Below are 23,463 nucleotides of genomic sequence, written 5' to 3'. Positions count from 1 at the left end.
TATATATATATTAAATGCAGCACGAAAAATAAACAATGGCAATATGTGCCCTGTGGCAGGCAGACAAAAAAAGGGCCGCGATGGCGGCCCTTTGTTCAGGATTGATGATTAATGATGCTCAACCTGATGGCTGTGCTCAATATCTTCCGATTTCTTGCTAAAGCGGCGGCGAACCACCACGAAGAACACCGGCACGAAGAAGATGGCCAGAATCGTCGCGGTCACCATCCCGCCCATTACGCCTGTACCAACGGCGTTCTGCGCGCCGGAGCCGGCACCGGAGCTGATAACCAACGGCATTACCCCGAGGATAAACGCCAGGGAGGTCATCAGGATTGGACGCAGACGCATACGTACTGCTTCAAGCGTCGCCTCAATCAGCCCTTTGCCTTCTTTCTCCATCAGGTCTTTGGCGAATTCAACGATCAATATCGCGTTCTTCGCCGACAGGCCGATGGTCGTCAGCAGACCCACCTGGAAGTAAACGTCATTGGTTAACCCGCGGAAGGTGGCGGCTAACAGCGCACCGACCACACCCAACGGTACAACCAGCATAACCGAGAATGGAATCGACCAGCTCTCGTACAGGGCCGCCAGACACAGGAAGACGACAATCAGCGAGATGGCATACAGGGCAGGGGCCTGGTTGCCGGACAGTCGTTCCTGATAAGACATCCCGGTCCAGTCGTAGCCGATACCTGATGGCAGCTTACCCGCCAGCTCTTCCATCAGCGCCATCGCTTCACCGGTACTCTTGCCTGGCGCTGCCTGGCCGAGAATTTCCAGCGATGGCAGACCGTTGTAACGTTCCAGACGCGGCGAGCCGTATTCCCAACGCGAGGTCGAGAAGGCGGAGAACGGCACCATCTGGCCATCACTACCGCGAACATACCACTTGCCGATGTCTTCCGGCAGCATACGGTATTTCGCTTCAGACATGATGTACACTTTTTTCACGCGACCGCGGTCGATAAAGTCGTTGACATAGCTTCCGCCCCAGGCCGCGCCCAGCGTGGTGTTGATGTCGCTGATGGAGACGCCCAGCGCCTGGGCTTTTTCCTGATCGATATCGACTTTGAACTGCGGCGTATCTTCCAGGCCGTTAGGACGCACGCCGGTCAGCACGTCAGGGTGCTGAGCCACCATGCCAAACAGCTGGTTACGCGCTTGAGTCAGTTTTTCGTGGCCCAGACCGCCCTGGTCAATGAGCTGGAAGTCAAAGCCGGTCGCGGTACCCAGTTCAACGATAGCCGGCAGGTTAAAGGCGAACACCATCGCATCTTTAATCTGCGAGAAGTAGCCCATCGCCCGGCCGGTAATCGCTTCAACTTTGTTTTCCTCGCCCGGACGCTGGCTCCAGTCTTTCAGCGAGACGAACGCGATACCGGTGTTCTGGCCACGACCGGCGAAACCGAAGCCGTTAACCGCAAACACGGATTCCACGTTATCCTTCTCTTTGGTGAGATAGTAGTTCGTCATCTCATCCAGCACTTTCTGCGTACGTTCCTGGGTCGCGCCAGCAGGCAACTGCGCCATACTCAGGAATACCCCCTGGTCCTCGTCCGGCAGGAAGGAGCTCGGCAGACGCACGAACAGCCAGGCCATGCCTACTACGATGATCAGATACAGCAGCAGATAACGACCGGTGCTGCGCAGAATGTTGCCTACGCTATCGGTGTAATGGTGCGTGCTCTTATCGAACATGCGGTTAAACCAGCCGAAGAAACCGGTGGTTGCGCCATGGCTGCCTTTCTGAATAGGTTTCAGCATCGTGGCGCACAGCGCCGGCGTCAGGATCAACGCTACCAGTACCGACAGCGCCATCGCGGAAACGATGGTGATGGAGAACTGACGATAGATAGCCCCGGTTGAACCGCCGAAGAATGCCATTGGGATAAATACCGCCGACAGCACCATGGCGATACCGACCAGCGCGCCCTGAATCTGCCCCATCGATTTACGTGTTGCTTCTTTCGGCGGCAGGCCTTCTTCCGCCATTACACGCTCGACGTTCTCGACCACCACGATGGCGTCATCCACCAACAGGCCGATGGCGAGTACCATCCCGAACATCGTCAGGGTGTTTATTGAGAAGCCGAATGCCGCCAGGACCGCAAAGGTACCTAACAGGACTACCGGTACCGCGATGGTTGGGATCAGCGTGGCGCGGAAGTTCTGCAGGAACAGATACATAACCAGGAACACCAGGATGATCGCTTCCACCAGCGTTTTAACCACTTCGTGAATAGAGATTTTCACGAACGGGGTGGTGTCGTACGGGTAAACGATTTTCAGGCCCGATGGGAAAAACGGCTCCATCTTCGCCAGTTCAGCGCGGATAGCGTTGGCGGTATCTAGCGCGTTCGCGCCGGTAGCCAGTTTAATACCCAGACCGGATGCCGGCTGGCCGTTAAACTTCGCCACCACATCATAGCTTTCGCCGCCCAGTTCAATTTTGGCGACATCACGCAGACGAACCTGGGAACCGTCCTGGTTCACCTTCAGCAGAATGTTGCCAAACTCTTCGGTATTGGTCAGACGGGTTTGCGCGATGATCGAGGCGTTAAGCTGCTGGCCTTTTACCGGCGGCGTACCGCCTAACTGACCCGCGGCCACCTGGGCGTTCTGCGCTTTCAGCGCGCTGATCACGTCCACCGGCGTCAGCTGGAAGTTGTTCAGTTTGTTCGGGTCCATCCAGATACGCATCGCGTACTGGGAACCGAACAGCTGAACGTCACCGACGCCGCTGGTACGGCTGATCGGGTCCTTCATGTTGGCCGCCACGTAGTCCGAAATATCGTCCTGGTTCATGGTGCCGTTGGTGTTAATAACGCCGACAACCATCAGGAAGCTGCTGGACGCTTTCTCAACGCTAATCCCTTGCTGCTGTACTTCTTGTGGCAGCAGGGGCGTCGCCAGCGCCAGCTTGTTCTGTACCTGGACCTGGGCGATATCCGGATCGGTGCCGGATTCGAAGGTCAGGGTGATGGTCGCCGTACCGGTGGAGTCGCCATTTGAGGACATGTACATCAGGTGGTCGATACCGTTCATATTCTGTTCGATAACCTGAGTCACGGTGTTCTGCACGGTTTCGGCGTCAGCACCGGGGTACATGGCGGTAATGGAAATTGCTGGCGGCGCAATCGTCGGATATTGCGCTACCGGCAATTTGAGGATCGACAATCCCCCAGCCAGCATGATGATGATGGCGATCACCCATGCAAATATGGGGCGATCGATAAAGAAATTAGGCATGTCTTAACGGCTCCTGTTTAAGTTAAGACTTGGTTTGTTCTGATGGCGCGTTGCCTGCGGCTTGCTGTTTGTCATCAGAAGCTACTTCCTGCGCTTTTACCTGCACGCCTGGTTTGATTTTTTGCAGGCCGGTGACGATAACGCGATCGCCGGTTTTCAGACCTTCTGTCACCAGCCATTTATCGCCAATAGCCTGGGTAGCGGTGACCTGGCGAACTTCGACTTTATCGCCTTCGCCTACCACCATGACGCTGGCGTCGCCACGAGGAGTACGGGTCACACCCTGCTGCGGCACAAGCAGTGCGTCAGGGTTGACACCTTCTTCCAGCCGCGCACGCACAAACATCCCAGGTAACAGGGTGTGGTCCGGGTTCGGGAAAATAGCGCGCAATGTGATAGAACCAGTGGTCTGATCGACAGTCACATCCGAGAATTCCAGCGTACCGCCCTGCGGGTATTTAACACCGTCGTTAGTCACCAGCTCGACTTTAGCTTTACCGTTTTCCTGTTTCAGGCGGCCGTCGGCCAGCTCCTGTTTCAGGCGCAGGAAATCGTTGCTCGACTGGGTGACGTCAACATAGATCGGGTCCAGTTGCTGAACGGTTGCCAGCGCGGTCGACTGACCATTCTGCACCAGCGCCCCTTCGGTCACGGCGGATTTACCAATACGGCCGCTAATAGGTGAAGTGACTTTGGTGTAGGCCAGATTGATGCGCGCGGTTTCAACAGCCGCTTTTGCTGCCACCACGGCCGCATTGCTCTGCTGTGCTGTCGCAACGGCGGTATCGTAGTCTTGTTGACTGATATATTTAGTGCCTAACAGTTTCTGATAACGCTTGACCGTCAGTTGATCCATGTTCGCCGCCGCCTGGGCTTTTGCCAGGTCGCCTTTGGCGCTGTCATAGCTGGCCTGATAGGTGGCGGGATCGATCTGATACAGGGAGACGCCGGCCTGGATATCGCTACCTTCAACGAAGTTACGTTTCAAAATAATGCCACTGACCTGAGGACGGACTTCCGCAATGCGATAGGCGCTGGTGCGGCCTGGCAGTTCGGTGGTTATTTGTAGAGGTGCGGATTTGAGCGTCACAATACCGACTTCCGGCATATGCTGGGCTCCCTGTTGAGCCGGTTTGTCGTCACATCCTGTTAGCGCTAAGCTGCCTGAGAGCATCAGAACGACCGCCAGAGGCGTTAACCCTCTGTTTTTGTTCATATGTAAACCTCGAGTGTCCAATTTCAAAATGTTCAGTGGCTCAAACAACCACAAACCCACTACAGTCTTTCTATTATGGTCATGCTATGGTACATACATTCACAAATGTATGTAAACGTAACCTCTGTAAAGTCATTAACCTATGGCACGAAAAACCAAACAACAGGCACGTGAGACCCGGCAACTGATTCTGGATGTTGCTCTGCGTCTGTTTTCGCAGCAAGGCGTATCATCTACCTCGTTGGCAACAATTGCAAAAGCTGCAGGTGTAACGAGGGGAGCTATCTACTGGCATTTCAAGAATAAGTCAGATCTATTCAATGAAATTTGGGAGCTGTCAGACGCCAGTATTAGCGATCTCGAAACTGAGTATCGGGCAAAATTCCCTAACGATCCACTCTCAGTTATCAGGGAGATATTAGTCTATGTTCTTGAAGCGACGGTGACAGAAGAGCGCCGCCGGTTGATGATGGAGATTATCTTTCATAAATGTGAATTTGTCGGTGAGATGACCGTGGTGCAGCAGGCCCAGCGGCAACTCTCCCTGGCGAGCTATGAGCGTATCGAGCAGACCTTAAAAGAGTGCATCGCCGCGAAGCTGTTGCCCGCTAATTTGCTCACCCGGCGGGCGGCCGTGTTAATGCGCAGCTATCTCTCTGGACTGATGGAAAACTGGTTGTTTGCCCCCGACTCGTTCGACCTGCATGCGGAGGCGCGTGACTATGTCGCGATTCTGCTGGAAATGTATCAATACTGTCCTACGCTACGTGGCCCGGAGAGTCTGTCCGCGTAGTAGCGTGTGCGGATGGACGTGAATTTTTAGCGCCGTCCGCCGCTATTCGTCAGGGAAGAGAAGTGCTATTCTGCGCGCTTGCGACGACCCCCGGTATACTCCGGCATTTGCATTCATTCATATTACTATGCTGCACACGATCTCCAGGCAACGCGCCACGTTCATCTTTATCATCACTCTGTTCTGTTTCATGGGCTTTTTCAGCTCAGGCCAGGCCCGCGCCGCGGACATTCCTGACCGGGCGGACGTGCAGAGCCAGCTCAACACGTTAAATAAACAAAAAGAACTGACGCCGCAGGACAAACTGGTCCAGCAGGATTTGACCCAAACGCTGGAAACGCTGGATAAAATCGAGCGAGTCAAAAGCGAGACGACGCAGCTGCGCCAGCAGGTCGAGCAGGCGCCAGCGAAGCTGCGCCAGGCGGTAGATAACCTTAACAATTTGAGCGACGTTCCTAACGATGACGCCACGCGCAAAACGCTGAGTACGCTCTCTTTGCGGCAACTGGAGTCGCGCGTCACCCAGACGCTGGACGATCTGCAGAATGCGCAAAACGATTTGGCGACCTACAACAGTCAACTGGTCTCTCTGCAAACGCAACCAGAACGGGTGCAGAACGCCATGTACAGCGCCTCTCAGCAGCTGCAGCAGATCCGCAATCGACTGAATGGCACCTCGGTGGGGGAGGAGACCTTGCGTCCCTCCCAGCAATCGCTGCTCCTGGCCCAGCAGGCATTGCTCAACGCGCAGATCGAACAGCAGCGTAAGAGCCTTGAAGGCAACACCGTCCTGCAGGATACCCTGCAGAAACAGCGTGACTACGTCACCGCCTGGAGCAACCGGCTGGAGCATCAGCTGCAGCTGCTGCAGGAGGCGGTAAACAGCAAGCGGCTGACGCTGACCGAAAAAACGGCCCAGGAGGCGGTGACCCCGGATGAAACGGCGCGCATTCAGGCCAATCCGCTGGTCAAACAAGAGCTGGATATTAACCATCAGCTCAGCGAGAAGCTGATCCAGGCGACAGAAAATGGCAATCAACTGGTACAGCGCAATATTCAGGTGAAGAACTGGCTCGACCGTGCGCTGCAGTCTGAGCGAGATATCAAAGAGCAAATTTCTGTTCTGCGGGGGAGCCTGCTACTGTCGCGCATTCTTTACCAGCAGCAACAAACATTACCGTCGGCGGACGAACTGCAGGATATGACGAACCGTATCGCCGACCTGCGCCTCGAACAGTTTGAGGTGAACCAGCAGCGCGACGCGCTGTTCCAGAGCGATGCCTTTGTCGCCAAACTGGAAGAGGGGCACAGCAGCGAAGTAAACGATGAAGTGCACGACGCGCTGCTGGAAGTGATCGATATGCGTCGTGAACTGCTCGACCAGTTCAACAAACAGCTGGGGAACCAGCTGATGATGGCCATCAATCTGCAGATCAACCAGCAACAGCTGATGAGCGTCTCGAGCAGCCTGAAGGAAATTCTGACCCAGCAAATTTTCTGGGTAAACAGTAATAAACCGATGGACTGGGAGTGGATTAAGGCCTTCCCGGAAGCGCTGAAAGGTCAGTTTAAGGCGATGAAAATCACCGTGAACTGGGAAAAAGCGTGGCCTGCGGTGTTCATCGCTTTCCTGGCGGGTTTACCGCTGCTGTTGATTGCCGGCCTGATCCGCTGGCGCCTGCAGTGGCTCAAGGATTATCAGGCTAAGCTTGCTTCCCAGGTGGGGCAGCTGCGCAACGATACCCAGCTGCATACGCCAAAGGCAATCCTTATCGACCTGATCAGGGCCTTACCGGTCGTGCTGGTGATTTTGGCGATTGGCCTGATCTTACTTACCATGCAGTTAAATATCAGCGCATTGCTGTGGGCCTACAGTAAAAAACTGGCGATGTTCTGGCTGATCTTTGGCCTTTGCTGGAAAGTCCTGGAAAAAAACGGCGTCGCGGTCAGCCACTTCAATATGCCTGCGCAGTTGACCAGCCACTGGCGGCGGCAGATTGTGCGCGTTAGCCTGGCGCTGCTGCCGCTGAATTTCTGGTCGGTGATTTCCGAGCTGTCGCCGTTGAACCTGATGGACGACGTGCTGGGGCAGTTTGTGATTTTCTTCAATCTGCTGCTGATCGCGGTGCTGGTCTGGCCGATGTGCCGGGAAAGCTGGCGTGATAAAGAGTCGCACAGCCTGCGCCTGCTGACGATCACGGTGTTGTCTATCGTCCCGGTAGCCCTGATGGTGCTGACGGCGACCGGCTACTTCTACACCACGCTGCGTCTGGCGGGACGCTGGATCGAGACCGTCTATCTGGTGATGATCTGGAACCTGCTTTACCAGACCGTGCTGCGCGGCCTGAGCGTGGCGGCGCGGCGTATCGCCTGGCGCCGGGCGCTGGCACGCCGTCAGCACCTGGTGAAGGAAGGTGCGGAAGGCGCCGAGCCGCAGGAGGAGCCGACCATCGCTCTCGAGCAGGTCAACCAGCAGACGCTGCGCATCACCATGCTGGTGATGGTCGCGCTGTTCGCGGTGATGTTCTGGGCGATTTGGTCTGATTTGATCACCGTTTTCGCCTACCTCGACAGCATTACCCTCTGGCACTACAACGGCACCGAAGCGGGGGCCAGCGTGGTGCGCAGCGTCACGATGGGCAGCCTGTTGTTCGCTATTGTGGCGTCAATGGTCGCCTGGGCGCTAATCCGCAACCTGCCGGGATTGCTGGAGGTGCTGGTTCTGTCGCGGCTCAACATGCGTCAGGGAACCTCCTACGCCATCACCACTATTCTCAACTATGCGATTATCGCTATCGGCGCGATGACGGTATTCGGGGCGCTGGGCGTCTCCTGGGATAAACTGCAATGGCTGGCGGCTGCCCTGTCGGTTGGTTTAGGTTTTGGTTTGCAGGAGATCTTCGGTAACTTCGTCTCCGGCCTGATTATTCTGTTCGAACGTCCGGTGCGCATTGGGGATACGGTGACTATCGGGACCTTCTCGGGGACGGTAAGCAAAATCCGTATTCGCGCCACTACCATCACCGATTTTGATCGCAAAGAGGTGATCATCCCGAACAAAGCGTTTGTTACCGAGCGCTTGATCAACTGGTCGCTCTCCGACACTGTGACTCGCGTGGTGATCCGCCTTGGCGTCGCCTATGGCTCAGATCTGGATAAGGTGAAAGAGGTGCTGCTGAAGGCCGCACACGATCACCCGAAAGTGATGCAGGAGCCGGCGCCATCGGTCTTCTTCACTACCTTTGGGGCCAGTACGCTGGATCATGAACTGCGTTTGTATGTTCGTGAACTGCGCGATCGCAGCTACACCGTGGATGAACTCAACCGCGCCATTGACCGCCTGTGCCGGGAGAATGACATCAACATTGCCTTTAACCAGCTGGAAGTTCATCTGCGCAATGAAAAAGGTGATGAAGTCACGGAAGTGAAGCGGGACGGGAAAGGCGACGATCTGGCGCCCTCCGTTGCATCTTAACGAAAGTGGGGCGGTGCAAAGCCGCCCCCGCTGCCTCAGGGCGCCAGCGCGGCGAGTTCCTCGTCGCTGAGTCCGGTGAGTTCCTGCACGGTTTGACGTTCGAGGCCGCGCGCCAGCATTCTGGCGGCGATGCTGCGAGTGGCGGCTTCTCGACCTTCCTGCTCTCCCTCCTGCTGCCCCTGTTTACGGCCTTTCTCTTCCAGCCATTCGGCAATGGTCATCATTAGCTCCTTATGCCTGGGCGACTGCGCCGCCAGCGTGCGGATCAGCGCCCCCGGATGTTCCGTGGTTCCCGCCTGCAACATATAGCGCAGCAGCGTATTCAGCTGCGCTTCTGTCAGATAGCCTTGGGTCATCAGCGCAATCAACGGCACCTGCAGCTCGGCCAAATCGCGATGGCGGATATGCTTTTGCAGTAGCTCCAGCATGGCCATCCGCCGATGACGGACGATCTGATTATCTGGCATTACGGTGAGGTCCACCAGCGGAAAATCATCGCTATAGAGCGCCTTCGCCAGCGTCGGATCGACGAATAGCTGTTGCCAGTTTCGGGCCCAGGGCCAGGGGCTAACTTTGCCGTGATAAAACAAAATCGGCACTACCAGCGGCAGCGTGTCGTGGCCGGCGTCAAGATGACGCTGCATGGCGGCCAGCGCATAGCGCAGCAGGCGAAACGCCATCAACTTGTCCGGCGTGCTCTGGTGCTCAATCAGAGCGTAAACATAGCCCGCTCCGTGATGTGTGCGCAGTGAGTAAAGGATATCGGAATAGCTGGCGCGCAGGTCCTCTTCAACAAAGCTACCGGAAACCAGCTGCAGCGAATCCAGTTCGCAGATCGCCAGAAACGGCGCGGGCAGATACAGCTGCAAAAAATCTTTCGCGATCGCCTGATGCATTAACATCTGGCGAAAAACCGCGTCGTGTGGGGTTTGACTGACTTTTTCCATAAATATTGCCTCCATTAGCGTCATGCTCAGAGGACCACTCTGCCAGCACTCCGCCGGAGGCAACATCCTACTTCTCAGGAGATTGCGACCCGCTTTCCACGTTCTTTAACTTGTTTGCATAATCCCGCCGGACAATTTCCAGCGCGGCCAGCACGGTTTGCGCCGGGATCTGATGCGATTCCAGCAACATGATTAAATCGACGGCCAGTTTGACCTCATCGGATGCATTTTCCAGTGACATTGCCTCTCCTGTCAGCGCGTCAGCCGCGCCAGTACGTTTTCAATCTTGTCCAGCGCCTGTCGGCAGCGCGCCAGCCGGCCGTTGTAGACGTCGGCTTCTCTGGCCAGCCGCTGCTGCTCCTCAAGGCTGGTTGTCTGCGTCAACAGCTTCTGACGTTGGTCGCGCATCGCCAGCAGGCGGCGCTCATACTCCTGATGCTGCAGACGGCGGCGTTGCCAGCGGCTCAGCGTTGGCGAAGCATCATCCCAACTACGCAAGGACCAGGTCGCGGTTTCCCGTCTCAACGCGGCGATTTGCGCCGCCAGACGCTCGGCAATCCAGGCCACCTGCGGCAGCTGCTGGCGCTCAACGGCCTGTCTCAGCTGGGAAAAATTTTGCCGGGCTTCCGCCAGATAGTCCTGCATCAGCGTGCTGCGGGTATGAAAGAGCTGACGGTCAAAGCGCGGGCTCAGGGTCGCGTGCTCCGCCAGCGGCGCCACCAGCGCGGCCAGCTCGCTGAGCTGATCGTTCAGCGTTTGTAAAAGTTGAGCTGTTTTCACCACACCTCTCCATTCCCTTCCAGCCAACTGTGCTACAGTAGCCTCATCTGTTTGATAACGATTCGCATTATGCCACCTGTTATTTTAACCATTATCGGCTGGATGGCGGTAGCGCTGGGTACGCTGGGGATCTTCTTACCCCTGCTGCCGACGACGCCGTTTATCCTGCTTGCCGCCTGGTGCTTTGCCCGCTCATCGCCGCGCTTTCACCAGTGGCTGCTGTATCGCTCCTGGTTTGGCGGCTATCTTCGCCACTGGCAACAGTATCGTGCCATGCCTCGCGGCGCCAAACCGCGCGCTATTGCGATGATCGTGGTGACTTTTGCTATTTCGCTATGGCTGGTTAAGCTTACGTGGGTGCGCATCATGCTGTTGGTCATTCTGGCCTGTCTGCTGATCTTTATGTGGCGCATTCCGGTGGTTGACGCAAAGCAACAAAAGCACTGATGCGCAATAATGCCTGTTGCAATTGTTGCCAACAGCCAGTAAATTCTGGCGTTTTCGAGCGCGGGTAAGCCTGGTCAAAGGTTAAGCAAATGTTTCTTTGGCCCATTTTGCACGCCCGTGGGTAACACCGTTTCAATCAGGCATACACTTATGACCGCAACTGCACAGCAGCTTGAATATCTGAAGAACAGCATCCAAAGCGTCCAGGATTATCCGAAACCGGGCATCCTTTTCCGCGATGTCACCAGCTTACTGGAAGACCCAAAAGCCTACGCGCTTAGCATTGAACTGCTGACCGAGCGTTATAAAAACGCCGGCATCACCAAAGTGGTGGGGACCGAAGCGCGTGGCTTCCTGTTCGGCGCACCGGTTGCGCTGGCGCTGGGCGTAGGCTTTGTTCCGGTACGCAAGCCGCGTAAGTTGCCGCGTGAAACCATTGCCGAGAGCTATGAACTGGAGTACGGCACCGATCAGCTGGAGATCCACGTTGACGCCATTAAACCGGGCGACAAAGTGCTGGTGGTGGACGATCTGCTGGCGACCGGCGGCACCATCGACGCGACGGTCAAACTGATCCGCCGTCTTGGCGGCGAAGTACACGATGCCGCTTTCATTATCAACCTCTTCGATCTGGGCGGCGAACAGCGCCTGGAAAAGCTGGGGATCCACTGCTACAGCCTGGTGCCGTTCCCGGGCCACTAAGCAAATCCCTCCACATAGCCTCGCCGATCGGGCGGGGCTGTGATAGCATGACCCCTTCGTGATTTCACCTTCCAGCGTTTCAGAGCCAGCCCATGAGTTATCAGGTCTTAGCCCGTAAATGGCGCCCACAAACCTTTGCTGACGTCGTCGGCCAGGAACATGTGCTGACCGCACTGGCGAACGGCTTGTCGTTAGGGCGCATTCACCACGCTTATCTTTTTTCCGGTACCCGCGGGGTCGGTAAGACCTCCATCGCCCGCCTGCTGGCGAAAGGGTTAAACTGTGAATCCGGCATCACCGCCACCCCTTGCGGCGTGTGCGATAACTGCCGGGAAATTGAACAAGGGCGTTTTGTCGATCTGATTGAGATTGACGCCGCCTCGCGAACCAAAGTCGAAGATACCCGCGATCTGCTGGATAACGTCCAGTACGCGCCGGCCCGGGGCCGCTTTAAGGTCTATCTCATCGACGAAGTCCATATGCTGTCGCGCCACAGCTTCAATGCGTTATTAAAAACGCTGGAGGAGCCGCCAGCGCACGTCAAATTCCTGCTGGCGACGACGGATCCGCAGAAGCTGCCGGTGACGATCTTATCCCGCTGCCTGCAGTTCCACCTGAAGGCGCTGGACGTTGAACAGATCCGCCATCAGCTGGAGCATATTCTTGGCCAGGAGCAGATTGCCTTTGAGCCCCGCGCGCTACAGCTGTTGTCGCGGGCGGCTGACGGTAGCCTGCGCGATGCCTTAAGCCTGACCGATCAGGCGATTGCCAGTGGAGAAGGGCAACTGACAGCGGCATCGGTGAGTGCCATGCTCGGTACGCTCGATGACGATCAGGCATTGTCGCTGATTGAAGCGCTGGTCGCCGCCGACGGCGAGCGGGTGATGGCGGGTGTCAATGACGCCGCCGCGCGCGGCGTCGAATGGGAGGCGCTGCTGGTGGAGATGCAGAGCCTGCTGCACCGCATAGCCATGGTTCAGCTGTCACCTTCGGCGCTGGGCGCGGACATGGCCGCTGTCGAAGTGCGGATGCGCGAACTGGCGCGGACCGTACCGCCGGGCGACGTTCAGTTGTACTACCAGACGCTGTTGATAGGCCGCAAAGAGCTGCCTTATGCGCCGGATCGGAGGATGGGCGTCGAAATGACGCTGCTGCGTGCCCTGGCGTTTCATCCGCGTAAGCCGCTGCCAGAGCCGGAAGTGCAGCCGGTACAGGCCGCTGCGCCCGTGCCGCGCCAGCCAGTTGCCCCCGCAGCACCGCCACCGTCGGCGCAGAGTTTGCCGCCGACCACCAGCCAGGTGCTGGCGGCCCGCAGCCACCTGCAGCGCAGTCAGGGAGCAACCACCCCAAAAAAGAGTGAACCGGCAGCCGCTTCCCGCGCGCGGCCGGTGAATAACGCTGCGCTGGAACGACTGAGTTCGATTACCGAGCGCGTGCAGGCTCGTCCGGCCGCTGCGGCGCTTGAGCAGGTCCCGGCGAAGAAAGAAGCCTATCGCTGGAAGGCGACGACGGTGGTGGAAGAGTCCAAAGTCGAAGTCGCCACGCCAAAAGCGCTGAAAAAAGCGCTGGAGCATGAAAAAACGCCGGAGCTGGCGGCCAAGCTCGCCGAAGAAGCGGTCGAGCGCGACAGCTGGGCGGCGGAAGTGAGCCGGCTGGCGGTGCCAAAGCTGGTCGAGCAGGTGGCGCTCAACGCGTGGAAAGAGCAGGAGGGCAGCCGTGTCTGCCTGCATCTGCGCCCCAGCCAGCGCCACCTCAATTCTGCCGGCGCCCAGCAAAAGCTGGCTGAAGCGCTGGGGGTGTTGTACGGTACGCCGGTTGAATTGACCATCGTGGAAGACGATAATCCCGCGATGCGCACGCCGCTGGAGTGGCGGCAGGCTATTTATGAAGAGAAGCTCGCGCAGGCGCGCGAAGCGATTATTGCGGATAATAACATTCAGACTCTGCGTCGTTTCTTCGATGCGGACCTGGATGAAGAGAGTATCCGCCCCATTTGACTGCAAGTTGGACTTGCAGTCAGTACCCTTAATGATGACTGACTGAGAGAGAAGCCTATGTTTGGTGGAAAAGGCGGCCTGGGTAACCTGATGAAACAGGCCCAGCAGATGCAAGACAAAATGCAGAAAATGCAGGAAGAGATCGCTCAGCTGGAAGTGACCGGCGAGTCCGGCGCGGGTCTGGTAAAAGTGACCATTAACGGCGCACACAACTGCCGCCGCGTGGAAATCGACCCAAGCCTGCTGGAAGATGATAAAGAGATGCTGGAAGATCTGGTGGCTGCCGCGTTTAACGACGCCGCGCGCCGTATCGAAGAGACCCAGAAAGAGAAGATGGCCTCTGTTTCTGCCGGTATGCAGCTGCCGCCAGGCTTCAAGATGCCGTTCTGATGCAAACCAGTCCGCTGTTAACTCAGCTTATGGAAGCGCTGCGCTGTCTGCCGGGCGTTGGCCCGAAGTCGGCGCAGCGTATGGCGTTTACCCTGCTACAGCGCGATCGCAGCGGCGGGATGCGCCTGGCGCAGGCGCTGACGCGCGCGATGTCGGAGATCGGCCACTGCGCCGATTGCCGCACCTTCACCGAGCAGGAGGTGTGCAATATTTGCAGCAACCCGCGTCGCCAGGAAAACGGCCAGATCTGCGTGGTGGAGAGTCCGGCGGACATCCACGCCATTGAGCAGACCGGGCAGTATTCCGGCCGCTATTTCGTGCTGATGGGGCACCTGTCGCCGCTCGACGGCATCGGGCCTGATGACATCGGGCTCGATCGCCTTGAGCAACGGCTTGAGGCGGAGTCGATCACCGAGGTGATCCTCGCCACTAACCCGACCGTTGAGGGTGAGGCGACGGCCAACTACATCGCGGAGCTGTGCGCGCAGTATGGCGTTGACGCCAGCCGAATCGCCCACGGCGTGCCGGTGGGCGGCGAGCTGGAGATGGTCGACGGCACCACGCTGTCGCACTCGCTGGCTGGTCGCCACAAGATTACTTTCTGAACAAATGGAGGCGGCCAGCGCCGCCTCCGCTTGAAAAATTTCCCCGCAGTCCCCATCTCCCACTCAACGGTTTTTTACCCCATTTAAAATGGCATTGTTGAGGTTGAATCAGATGAAAGGACAAGAAACTCGTGGTTTTCAGTCAGAGGTAAAGCAACTTCTGCACTTGATGATCCATTCCCTCTATTCCAACAAAGAAATCTTTCTGCGTGAGCTGATTTCCAACGCCTCTGATGCGGCCGATAAGCTGCGTTTCCGCGCGCTGTCGCAGCCGGATTTGTATGAGGGCGATGGCGAGCTGCGCGTACGGGTTTCGTTTGATAAAGACAACCGCACCCTGACCATTGCCGATAACGGTATCGGCATGAACCGGGAAGAGGTTATCGACCATCTCGGCACCATCGCTAAATCCGGTACCAAAGCGTTTCTGGAATCGATGGGTTCCGACCAGGCGAAAGACAGCCAGCTGATCGGCCAGTTTGGCGTCGGCTTCTACTCGGCCTTCATTGTTGCCGACAAAGTGACCGTGCGTACCCGTGCGGCGGGCGACAAGCCGGAAAACGGCGTGTTCTGGGAATCCGCCGGCGAAGGCGAATATACTGTAGCTGATATCACCAAAGCCGATCGCGGCACCGAAATCACCCTGCATCTGCGCGAAGGCGAAGACGATTTCCTCAACGACTGGCGCGTGCGCTCGATCATCAGCAAGTATTCCGACCATATCGCGCTGCCGGTTGAGATTGAAAAACGGGAAGAGAAAGACGGCGAAACCGTTATCAGCTGGGAAAAAATCAACAAGGCGCAGGCCCTGTGGACCCGCAGCAAATCTGAAGTTAACGACGACGAATACAAAGAGTTCTACAAGCACATTGCCCATGACTACAGCGACCCGCTGACCTGGAGCCACAACCGCGTGGAAGGTAAGCAGGAGTACACCAGCCTGCTGTATATCCCGTCGCAGGCGCCTTGGGATATGTGGAACCGCGATCATAAACACGGCCTGAAGCTGTACGTGCAGCGTGTGTTCATCATGGACGACGCCGAGCAGTTTATGCCGAACTACCTGCGCTTCGTGCGCGGTCTGATCGATTCCAACGATCTGCCGCTGAACGTCTCGCGTGAAATCCTGCAGGACAGCAGCGTGACCCGCAACCTGCGCACCGCGCTGACCAAACGCGCGCTGCAGATGCTGGATAAGCTGGCGAAAGACGACGCTGAAAAATATCAGACCTTCTGGAAACAGTTCGGCCTGGTGCTGAAAGAGGGCCCGGCGGAAGATCCGAGCAACCAGGAGGCGATCGCCAAACTGCTGCGCTTCGCCACTACCCATACTGACTCCTCCGCGCAGACCGTGTCGCTGGAAGAGTACGTCTCGCGCATGAAAGAAGGCCAGGAGAAGATCTACTACATCACGGCCGACAGCTATGCGGCGGCGAAGAGCAGCCCGCATCTGGAGCTGCTGCGTAAGAAAGGGATCGAAGTGCTGCTGCTCTCCGATCGCATCGACGAATGGATGATGAGCTACCTGACCGAGTTCGACGGCAAAGCGTTCCAGTCTGTCGCTAAAGCCGACGAGTCGCTGGATAAGCTGGCGGATGAAGTGGACGAGTCCACCAAAGAAGCCGAAAAAGCGCTGGAGCCGTTCGTTGAGCGGGTGAAAAACCTGCTTGGCGACCGGGTGAAAGAGGTGCGTCTGACCCATCGTCTGACCGACACCCCGGCGATTGTTACCACCGATGCCGATGAGATGAGCACGCAGATGGCGAAGCTGTTCGCTGCAGCGGGCCAGGCGGCCCCGGAAGTGAAATACATCTTCGAACTGAACCCGGCGCATCAGCTGGTGAAACGCGCTGCCGATACCCAGGATGACGCGCAGTTCGGCGAATGGGTAGAACTGCTGCTGGATCAGGCGCTGCTGGCCGAGCGCGGCACGCTTGAAGATCCGAACCAGTTTATCCGTCGTATGAACCAGCTGCTGGCGTCGTAAGTTTCATCTGTAAACGGAGACCCTCACCCTAACCCTCTCCCTGAAGGGAGAGGGGATGTCCCGGCACCGGGCTGGTTTTCTCCCTCTCCCTGGGGGAGAGGGATGTCCCGGCAGCGGCTGGTTTTCTCCCTCTCCCTGGGGGAGAGGGCCGGGGTGAGGGGCATAATCCTCCCTGTCGGTAAAATATCTCACCATTAACCGTTTCAGCCGCACCGCCTTCCTTGAGCCATCGCCGTTCTGGTGGTATGGTTTAGCGTTTTTGAAAAATTGAATCGACTTTTGAGGGGATTTTCGTAATGCGTATTATTCTGCTTGGCGCTCCGGGCGCGGGTAAAGGAACTCAGGCTCAGTTCATCATGGAGAAATACGGTATTCCGCAAATCTCCACCGGCGATATGCTGCGCGCGGCGGTAAAATCCGGCTCTGAGCTCGGTAAGCAAGCGAAAGACATTATGGACGCCGGCAAGCTGGTGACCGATGAGCTGGTCATCGCGCTGGTGAAAGAGCGTATCGCCCAGGAAGATTGCCGTAACGGCTTCCTGCTGGACGGCTTCCCGCGCACCATTCCGCAGGCTGACGCCATGAAAGAAGCGGGTATTACCGTTGATTACGTGCTGGAATTCGACGTGCCGGACGAACTGATCGTCGACCGCATCGTTGGCCGTCGCGTTCATGCGGCATCCGGTCGCGTATACCACATCAAATTTAATCCGCCGAAGGTGGAAGGCAAAGACGACGTGACCGGCGAAGAGCTGACCACCCGTAAAGACGATCAGGAAGAGACCGTGCGTAAACGCCTGGTGGAATACCATCAGATGACAGCGCCGCTGATCGGCTACTACACCAAAGAAGCGCAGGCGGGTAACACCAAATACGCCAAAGTCGACGGCACCAAAGCGGTAGCTGACGTGCGCGCCGAACTGGAAAAAATCCTCGGCTAATTCAGCCTTTTCTCATCCTGCTGCGGCAGGATGAGAACTCCTCTCATTTCTACCTTTTGCTATGATTGGTTCCGTTTAGCGCCATTTCAGCTACAATTGGCTGCGATTCAAATGGTTAAGAGGCGGTAATGCATCAGACGAAAACAGGTATCTTGCTGGCCAATTTAGGCACTCCCGATGCGCCCACCCCCGGTGCGGTGAAGCGCTATCTGCGACAATTCCTCAGCGACAAACGGGTGGTGGATACGTCTCGTCTGCTATGGTGGCCGCTGCTGCGCGGCGTCATACTGCCGATTCGCTCCCCGCGCGTGGCGAAGCTCTATCAGTCTGTCTGGATGGAGGAGGGCTCACCGCTGATGGTATACAGCCGCCGCCAGCAGCAGGCGCTGGCCGCCAGGCTGCCGGATACCCCGGTGGCGCTGGGCATGAGCTATGGTTCGCCGTCGCTGGCCAGCGCGGTGGATGATTTACTGGCGCAGGGGGTGGAGCACATCGTAGTGCTGCCGTTGTATCCGCAATATTCCTGCTCGACGGTGGCCGCCGTCTGGGATGAGCTGGCGCGGATCCTTGCGAAAAAACGCGCCATTCCGGGGATCTCGTTTATTCGCGACTATGCCGATCGCCCGGACTATATCCATGCGCTGGCGGCCAGCGTGCGCGCCTCCTTCGCGGTGCATGGTGAACCCGATCTGCTGCTGCTCTCCTATCATGGGATCCCGCAGCGCTATGCCAACCAGGGGGATGACTATCCTCAGCGCTGTCGCGATACCACGCGGGAGCTGGTCTCGGCGCTGGGGCTGCCGCCGGAGCGGGTGATGATGACCTTCCAGTCGCGCTTTGGCCGCGAACCCTGGCTGACGCCCTACACCGATGAAACGCTAAAAATGCTCGGTGAAAAGGGGACGAAGCATATCCAGGTGCTGTGCCCGGGCTTTGCCGCCGATTGTCTCGAAACGCTGGAAGAGATCGCCGTCCAGAACCGGGAAATTTTCCTCGAAGCGGGTGGCAAGCAATATGAATATATTCCGGCGCTTAATGCTGACGAGGCGCATATTGAAATGATGGTCAATCTGACGGCGCCTTATCGCTGATCGCGCGCAGGGCGGGGAATATGCTACTATTTCCCGCTTGTTCCCTGTTATTTAAGCGCCACTATGAAATTTCCCGGTAAACGCAAATCCAAACACTATTTTCCCGTTAACGCCCGCGACCCGCTACTCCAGCAAATACAGCCGGAAAATGAATCCAGCGTCTCCTGGGTAGTCGGTATCGACCAGACGCTGGTGGATATCGAAGCGAAGGTGGATGACGCGTTTATCGTGCGCTATGGCCTGAGCGCGGGCCACTCGCTGGTGATTGAAGATGACGTCGCGGAGGCGCTGTACCAGGAGCTGGTGCGCAACAATCTCATCACCCATCAGTTTGCCGGCGGCACGATCGGCAATACCATGCACAACTACTCGGTACTGGCGGACGATCGCTCGGTGCTGCTTGGCGTGATGTGCAGCAATATCGAAATCGGCGGCTATGCCTATCGCTACCTGTGCAATACCTCCAGCCGTACCGATCTGAATTACCTGCAGGGCGTCGACGGCGCCATTGGCCGCTGTTTTACCCTGATCAGCGACAGCGGCGAGCGTACCTTCGCCATCAGCCCGGGTCATATGAATAAGCTGCGCCCGGAAAGCATTCCGGAAGCGGTGATCGCCGGCGCCTCGGCGCTGGTGCTGACCTCCTACCTGGTACGGTGCAAGCCGGGCGAGCCGATGCCGGACGCGACGATGAAAGCCATCGAGTATGCCAAAAAGCATGATGTGCCGGTGGTGCTAACCCTCGGAACCAAATACGTGATTGCCGATAACCCGGCGTGGTGGCAGCAGTTCCTCCAGGAGCATGTCTCTATTCTGGCGATGAATGAAGAAGAAGGGGAAGCCCTGACTGGCCTTGCCGATCCGCTGTCGGCGGCGGATAAAGCGCTGGACTGGGTCGACCTGGTGCTGTGCACCGCCGGCCCGGCGGGTCTGTATATGGCGGGCTTTACCGAAGAAGAGGCGAAGCGTAAAACCCAGCATCCGCTGCTGCCGGGGGCGATCCCGGAGTTTAACCAGTTTGAATTCAGTCGCGCGATGCGCCATCAGGACTGCGTTAATCCGCTGCGTATCTATTCGCATATCGCCCCGTATATGGGCGGGCCTGAAAAAATCATGAACACCAACGGCGCAGGCGACGGCGCGCTGGCGGCGCTGCTGCATGATATCACCGCCAATAACTACCATCGCAATAACGTGCCCAACTCCAGCAAACACAAATGCAAATGGCTGACCTACTCCTCGCTGGCGCAGGTGTGTAAATATGCCAACCGGGTGAGCTATCAGGTGCTGAACCAGCATTCGCCGCGTTTAACTCGCGGCCTGCCGGAACGTGAGGACAGCCTGGAAGAGGCATACTGGGAGCGTTAAGCGAGCCCCTCTCCCGACGGGGAGAGGGACGCACATCAGCCGGTGACCACTTCCCCGGCGGGTGGTGTTTCCAGAAGCTGCAGCATGGCGCGAGCAATCTCCCGTTCGCCCATCACCACCTGATTAGCCCCGCGGTCGATGATGTAGTCCACTTCGTCATCGTAATGGGCGCGCGCGATAATCTCGATATTCGGGCATTTTTCCCGTGCGGAAGCGACAATCTCTCCGGCCTCGTAGCCGTTGGGGATAGTCAGCAGCAGCCAGCGGGCGCAGTCGAGATGCGCCAGCTCCATGATCTCTTCATTGGCGGCATTACCCAGCACCGCGCTGATCCCACGCTCGCGTAGCTCATCCACGCGGGTACGCGAGGTTTCAACCACCACCAGCGGGATCCCCTGGGCCATCAGCTTCTCGCCCAGCAGGCTGCCGACGCGGCCGAAGCCGACCAGCAGCGCGTGGTTGCAGATATCGACTGGCACCTGCTTCTCATCCTCCAGGACCTCTTCCAGCGTCTGCTCGTCGAGGGTTTCGGTTTTATCGAGATATTTTTCCAGCAGGGTGAACAGCACCGGGTTGAGCATAATCGAGATGATTGCCCCGGCCAGCACCAGGTTTTGCCCGGCCTGCGGCAGCAGGTTCAGCGCCATTCCCAGGCCAGCGAGAATAAAGGCAAACTCACCAATCTGCGCCAGGCTGGCGGCAATGGTCAGCGCGGTACGCGGCGAGTGGCCAAACATCCGCACGAGGAAAAAGGCGGCCGCAGATTTACCAAAGATAATAATCGCCAGCGTCGCCAGCACCGCCAGCGGCTGTTGCACGAGCACCATCGGGTCAAACAGCATGCCGACGGAGACAAAGAACAGCACCGCGAAGGCGTCGCGCAGCGGCAGGGTGTCATGGGCGGCGCGGTGGCTCAGCTCGGATTCGTTAAGCACCATACCGGCGAAGAAGGCGCCAAGGGCGAAGGAGACATCAAACAGCTCCACGGCGCCGAAGGCGATGCCCAGCGCCAGGGCCAGCACCGACAGGGTGAACAGCTCGCGAGAGCCAGTGGCGGCACTGCGCGACATGATCCATGGCACCAGCCGACGGCCAACCAGCATCATGATGGCGATAAAGGCCACCACTTTGCCAATGGTGATCCCGAGGTCGAGAGCCAGAGAGGCGAAGCCGACGTTGCCTTTCTCCGCCATGCCGGCAATCGCCGGCAGCAGGACCAGCGTCAGGACCATCACCAGGTCCTCTACAATTAACCAGCCGATGGCAATCTGCCCGCGCTGACTGTCAATCAGCTGCCGTTCCTCCAGCGCGCGCAGTAGCACCACGGTACTGGCGGTGGAGAGACACAGGCCAAAGACGATGCCGGTCATCAGCGACCAGCCGAGGGCGGCGGAGAGTGCCATACCCAGCAGCGTCGCCACGGCTATCTGGGCGATGGCGCCGGGAATGGCGATCGACTTTACCGCCATCAGGTCTTTCAGGGAAAAATGCAGCCCAACGCCGAACATCAGCAGAATAACGCCGAGTTCTGCCAGTTCCGGTGCCAGTTTGGTGTCAGCAACAAAGCCAGGGGTGAAAGGTCCGGCCAGCACGCCCGCTAAGAGATATCCCACCAGAGGAGAAATACGTAGCTTATTGGCAATCATGCCGAGAATAAAGGCGAGCACGAGGCCGCCGACAATGGTGGTGATAAGCGGTGTTGCGTGGTGCATTCCGTCTCCTTTCCAGTGGTGTATCGGTCCATTTTGCTACCCTATCCGGGTAATAGTTTATGACAAAAACGTTCACTTTGTTTATGAATAATTCTTGAATTGTGCAAAAAAATGCAATTAGCCGATAAAAAGGCACAGAAGGGAAAATCGCGAGGGGAATGCCTGAATCAGGCTGATGATACAAGGGATAACGGCGGCCAGCGTTACACTTTGGCCGCCGGATAATCAGGCTTTTTGCCGGTTATCAGGAAGAAATATCGTCAGGAATCCCAGCAGTGGCAGGAAGGCGCAGATTTTATAAACCAGATCGATGCTGGTATGGTCCGCCAGCAGGCCAAGTACCGCGGCGCCGAGGCCACCCATGCCAAAGGCGAAGCCGAAGAACAGGCCAGAAACCATGCCAATTCGGCCCGGCAGCAGCTCCTGCGCATAGACCAGGATAGCGGAAAAGGCCGAGGCGAGGATAAAACCAATAATCACCGTCAAAATCCCCGTCCATTCAAGGCTGGCATAGGGTAAAACGAGGGTAAACGGCGCCACGCCGAGGATAGAGCCCCAAATAACATATTTTCGCCCGATCTTATCGCCAACCGGCCCGCCGATTACCGTCCCGGCGGCAACCGCGAACAGGAAGGCAAACAGATGAAGCTGGGCATTTTGCACCGATAATCCGAACTTATGCATCAGATAAAAGGTGTAATAGCTGCTGATGCTCGCCATATAGAAGTATTTCGAGAAAATCAGCATTAACAGGATGCTGACGGCCAGGATAACCTTATTACGCGGCAGCGGATTAACGATGACCTGCTTCGGTTTGCCCTTATTCATCCGATGCTGCGCGGCATACCAGCGGCTGATTTGCGACAGCACCACGATAGCCAACAGCGCGGCCAGCACGAACCAGGCAACGTTGCCCTTGCCATAGGGAGCGATAATCACCGCCGCCAGCAATGGGCCAAGCGAGCTGCCGAAGTTGCCGCCGACCTGGAACAGCGACTGGGCCAGGCCGTGACGGCCGCCGGAGGCCATCCGAGCCACGCGGGACGATTCCGGATGGAAAACCGAGGAGCCGGTACCCACCAGCGCCGCGGCCAGCAGCACCATGCCGAAACTCCCGGCCAGCGCCAGGAGAATTAAACCGCAGAGGGTGAAACACATACCCACCGGCAGCGACCACGGCATCGAGCGTTTATCGGTGATGTAGCCAATCACCGGCTGGAACAGCGATGAGGTAAGCTGGAAAGTGAGGGTGATCATCCCGATCTGTACGAAGGTGAGGGAAAACTCAGCCTGCAACAGCGGGTAGATAGCCAGAATGAGCGACTGGATCATATCGTTAAGCAAATGGGACAGGCTGATCGCGCCTAAGATGCCAAACGAGGTGCGTGCTTTTTGCGGCGGCGCAGCGGTACTGGGTAAGGTCTGAGCGGATTGGTTGGTTGTCATAGGTTCACTTCAGCGAGTTCTATTTGTTGTAGAGAATGCAGGTTGATACCCTAAATAATTCGAGTTGCAGGAAGGCGGCGACGCAGCGAATCCCCAGGAGCTTACTCAAGTAAGTGACTGGGGTGAGCGAGGAAAGCCAACGCACATGCAACTTGAAGTATGACGGGTAGAATTATTATCCAACTAACATACCTGTCCTTAGGGGTTGAAGGAAGTCGCAATTCTGAAAACATATTTGTCAACGCGGCTAACTCGCTATACTTTCGGCACTTGGGATTAAGTCAGGGAGTGAAGCATGCAGTATTTTAAAC

The 23,463-nt window shown here is 57.3% G+C and carries 18 protein-coding genes and 1 other annotated feature; of the genes, 11 read left to right on the top strand and 7 right to left on the bottom strand.

The window, feature by feature from the left end:
- Nucleotides 1-108 precede the first annotated feature (108 nt).
- Together acrB and acrA are read right to left on the bottom strand one after the other, a co-directional pair.
- Entirely contained in the window at nucleotides 109-3,255 is a 3,147-nt protein-coding gene (gene acrB, locus ACKLKD_RS25285; RefSeq protein WP_025710693.1) for a multidrug efflux RND transporter permease subunit AcrB, read from the bottom strand.
- A gap of 22 nt (nucleotides 3,256-3,277) precedes the next feature.
- Nucleotides 3,278-4,471, bottom strand: coding sequence for a multidrug efflux RND transporter periplasmic adaptor subunit AcrA (acrA, locus tag ACKLKD_RS25280; RefSeq protein ID WP_025710694.1), 1,194 nt, complete (start codon nucleotides 4,469-4,471; stop codon nucleotides 3,278-3,280).
- Nucleotides 4,472-4,613: 142 nt separating this feature from the next.
- On the opposite strand from acrA, the gene acrR reads away from it, so the two are divergent.
- The gene (gene acrR, locus ACKLKD_RS25275) at nucleotides 4,614-5,264 is read left to right on the top strand and encodes a multidrug efflux transporter transcriptional repressor AcrR (protein ID WP_080896997.1); all 651 of its coding nucleotides are present in this window, start codon (nucleotides 4,614-4,616) and stop codon (nucleotides 5,262-5,264) included.
- Between the two features lie 127 nt (nucleotides 5,265-5,391).
- Entirely contained in the window at nucleotides 5,392-8,739 is a 3,348-nt protein-coding gene (mscK, locus tag ACKLKD_RS25270; RefSeq protein ID WP_025710696.1) for a mechanosensitive channel MscK, read from the top strand.
- 35 nt (nucleotides 8,740-8,774) lie between these two features.
- Here mscK and ACKLKD_RS25265 read toward each other — a convergent pair whose 3' ends face one another.
- The 3 genes from ACKLKD_RS25265 to priC form a co-directional block, all read right to left on the bottom strand.
- Nucleotides 8,775-9,686 (bottom strand): Rpn family recombination-promoting nuclease/putative transposase, encoded by a 912-nt coding sequence (locus tag ACKLKD_RS25265; protein ID WP_025710697.1) that lies wholly within the window; start codon nucleotides 9,684-9,686, stop codon nucleotides 8,775-8,777.
- Nucleotides 9,687-9,753: 67 nt separating this feature from the next.
- Nucleotides 9,754-9,927 (bottom strand): pleiotropic regulatory protein RsmS, encoded by a 174-nt coding sequence (gene rsmS, locus ACKLKD_RS25260; protein ID WP_042929010.1) that lies wholly within the window; start codon nucleotides 9,925-9,927, stop codon nucleotides 9,754-9,756.
- A gap of 11 nt (nucleotides 9,928-9,938) precedes the next feature.
- The gene (priC, locus tag ACKLKD_RS25255; protein WP_025710698.1) at nucleotides 9,939-10,466 is read right to left on the bottom strand and encodes a primosomal replication protein N''; all 528 of its coding nucleotides are present in this window, start codon (nucleotides 10,464-10,466) and stop codon (nucleotides 9,939-9,941) included.
- Between the two features lie 69 nt (nucleotides 10,467-10,535).
- Here priC and ACKLKD_RS25250 point away from each other — a divergent pair, with 69 nt between their 5' ends.
- From ACKLKD_RS25250 to ACKLKD_RS25210, 9 genes are all read left to right on the top strand, one after another.
- A complete protein-coding gene (locus tag ACKLKD_RS25250) occupies nucleotides 10,536-10,913 on the top strand; it encodes a DUF454 family protein (protein ID WP_025710699.1) in 378 nt (125 codons plus the stop codon).
- Between the two features lie 150 nt (nucleotides 10,914-11,063).
- On the top strand, nucleotides 11,064-11,615 hold the full coding sequence (apt, locus tag ACKLKD_RS25245) for an adenine phosphoribosyltransferase (protein WP_025710700.1): 552 nt from the start codon (nucleotides 11,064-11,066) through the stop codon (nucleotides 11,613-11,615).
- A gap of 92 nt (nucleotides 11,616-11,707) precedes the next feature.
- Complete coding sequence (dnaX, locus tag ACKLKD_RS25240) at nucleotides 11,708-13,612, top strand: DNA polymerase III subunit gamma/tau (protein WP_025710701.1); 1,905 nt, start codon at nucleotides 11,708-11,710, stop codon at nucleotides 13,610-13,612.
- Nucleotides 12,945-13,009, top strand: a sequence feature (DnaX frameshifting element). Its footprint overlaps the gene before it by 65 nt.
- Before the next feature lie 57 nt (nucleotides 13,613-13,669).
- Complete coding sequence (locus ACKLKD_RS25235; protein WP_008805448.1) at nucleotides 13,670-14,002, top strand: YbaB/EbfC family nucleoid-associated protein; 333 nt, start codon at nucleotides 13,670-13,672, stop codon at nucleotides 14,000-14,002.
- A complete protein-coding gene (recR, locus tag ACKLKD_RS25230; RefSeq protein ID WP_008805449.1) occupies nucleotides 14,002-14,607 on the top strand; it encodes a recombination mediator RecR in 606 nt (201 codons plus the stop codon). Before ACKLKD_RS25235 ends, recR begins: the two co-directional genes overlap by 1 nt.
- Nucleotides 14,608-14,719: 112 nt before the next feature.
- Nucleotides 14,720-16,594: a molecular chaperone HtpG gene (gene htpG / locus ACKLKD_RS25225; RefSeq protein WP_004177228.1), complete on the top strand. Its 1,875-nt coding sequence runs from the start codon at nucleotides 14,720-14,722 to the stop codon at nucleotides 16,592-16,594.
- Nucleotides 16,595-16,890: 296 nt separating this feature from the next.
- Nucleotides 16,891-17,535, top strand: coding sequence for an adenylate kinase (adk, locus tag ACKLKD_RS25220; protein WP_002892184.1), 645 nt, complete (start codon nucleotides 16,891-16,893; stop codon nucleotides 17,533-17,535).
- Between the two features lie 128 nt (nucleotides 17,536-17,663).
- A complete protein-coding gene (hemH, locus tag ACKLKD_RS25215) occupies nucleotides 17,664-18,626 on the top strand; it encodes a ferrochelatase (RefSeq protein WP_080896993.1) in 963 nt (320 codons plus the stop codon).
- Between the two features lie 63 nt (nucleotides 18,627-18,689).
- Nucleotides 18,690-19,994 (top strand): inosine/guanosine kinase, encoded by a 1,305-nt coding sequence (locus tag ACKLKD_RS25210; protein ID WP_025710703.1) that lies wholly within the window; start codon nucleotides 18,690-18,692, stop codon nucleotides 19,992-19,994.
- Nucleotides 19,995-20,029: 35 nt separating this feature from the next.
- Here ACKLKD_RS25210 and ybaL read toward each other — a convergent pair whose 3' ends face one another.
- Together ybaL and ACKLKD_RS25200 are read right to left on the bottom strand one after the other, a co-directional pair.
- Nucleotides 20,030-21,706: a YbaL family putative K(+) efflux transporter gene (gene ybaL, locus ACKLKD_RS25205; protein ID WP_025710704.1), complete on the bottom strand. Its 1,677-nt coding sequence runs from the start codon at nucleotides 21,704-21,706 to the stop codon at nucleotides 20,030-20,032.
- A 225-nt stretch (nucleotides 21,707-21,931) separates the two neighbouring features.
- Complete coding sequence (locus tag ACKLKD_RS25200; RefSeq protein WP_025710705.1) at nucleotides 21,932-23,152, bottom strand: MFS transporter; 1,221 nt, start codon at nucleotides 23,150-23,152, stop codon at nucleotides 21,932-21,934.
- Nucleotides 23,153-23,463: the final 311 nt, after the last annotated feature.

This window comes from Klebsiella sp. 10982 (assembly GCF_048589245.1).
GTDB lineage: Bacteria > Pseudomonadota > Gammaproteobacteria > Enterobacterales > Enterobacteriaceae > Klebsiella > Klebsiella quasivariicola.
The sequence above is the reverse complement of the archived record's forward strand: the minus strand, read 5'-3'. Positions and strand labels throughout refer to the sequence as shown.

Excerpts from the sequence above, each read along its gene's own strand:
- acrB (WP_025710693.1), bottom strand. The coding sequence starts at position 3,255 with ATGCCTAATTTCTTTATCGATCGCCCCATATTTGCATGGGTGATCGCC.
- acrA (WP_025710694.1), bottom strand. The coding sequence starts at position 4,471 with ATGAACAAAAACAGAGGGTTAACGCCTCTGGCGGTCGTTCTGATGCTC.
- acrR (WP_080896997.1), top strand. The coding sequence starts at position 4,614 with ATGGCACGAAAAACCAAACAACAGGCACGTGAGACCCGGCAACTGATT.
- mscK (WP_025710696.1), top strand. The coding sequence starts at position 5,392 with ATGCTGCACACGATCTCCAGGCAACGCGCCACGTTCATCTTTATCATC.
- ACKLKD_RS25265 (WP_025710697.1), bottom strand. The coding sequence starts at position 9,686 with ATGGAAAAAGTCAGTCAAACCCCACACGACGCGGTTTTTCGCCAGATG.
- rsmS (WP_042929010.1), bottom strand. The coding sequence starts at position 9,927 with ATGTCACTGGAAAATGCATCCGATGAGGTCAAACTGGCCGTCGATTTA.
- ACKLKD_RS25250 (WP_025710699.1), top strand. The coding sequence starts at position 10,536 with ATGCCACCTGTTATTTTAACCATTATCGGCTGGATGGCGGTAGCGCTG.
- apt (WP_025710700.1), top strand. The coding sequence starts at position 11,064 with ATGACCGCAACTGCACAGCAGCTTGAATATCTGAAGAACAGCATCCAA.
- dnaX (WP_025710701.1), top strand. The coding sequence starts at position 11,708 with ATGAGTTATCAGGTCTTAGCCCGTAAATGGCGCCCACAAACCTTTGCT.
- ACKLKD_RS25235 (WP_008805448.1), top strand. The coding sequence starts at position 13,670 with ATGTTTGGTGGAAAAGGCGGCCTGGGTAACCTGATGAAACAGGCCCAG.
- recR (WP_008805449.1), top strand. The coding sequence starts at position 14,002 with ATGCAAACCAGTCCGCTGTTAACTCAGCTTATGGAAGCGCTGCGCTGT.
- htpG (WP_004177228.1), top strand. The coding sequence starts at position 14,720 with ATGAAAGGACAAGAAACTCGTGGTTTTCAGTCAGAGGTAAAGCAACTT.
- adk (WP_002892184.1), top strand. The coding sequence starts at position 16,891 with ATGCGTATTATTCTGCTTGGCGCTCCGGGCGCGGGTAAAGGAACTCAG.
- hemH (WP_080896993.1), top strand. The coding sequence starts at position 17,664 with ATGCATCAGACGAAAACAGGTATCTTGCTGGCCAATTTAGGCACTCCC.
- ACKLKD_RS25210 (WP_025710703.1), top strand. The coding sequence starts at position 18,690 with ATGAAATTTCCCGGTAAACGCAAATCCAAACACTATTTTCCCGTTAAC.
- ybaL (WP_025710704.1), bottom strand. The coding sequence starts at position 21,706 with ATGCACCACGCAACACCGCTTATCACCACCATTGTCGGCGGCCTCGTG.
- ACKLKD_RS25200 (WP_025710705.1), bottom strand. The coding sequence starts at position 23,152 with ATGACAACCAACCAATCCGCTCAGACCTTACCCAGTACCGCTGCGCCG.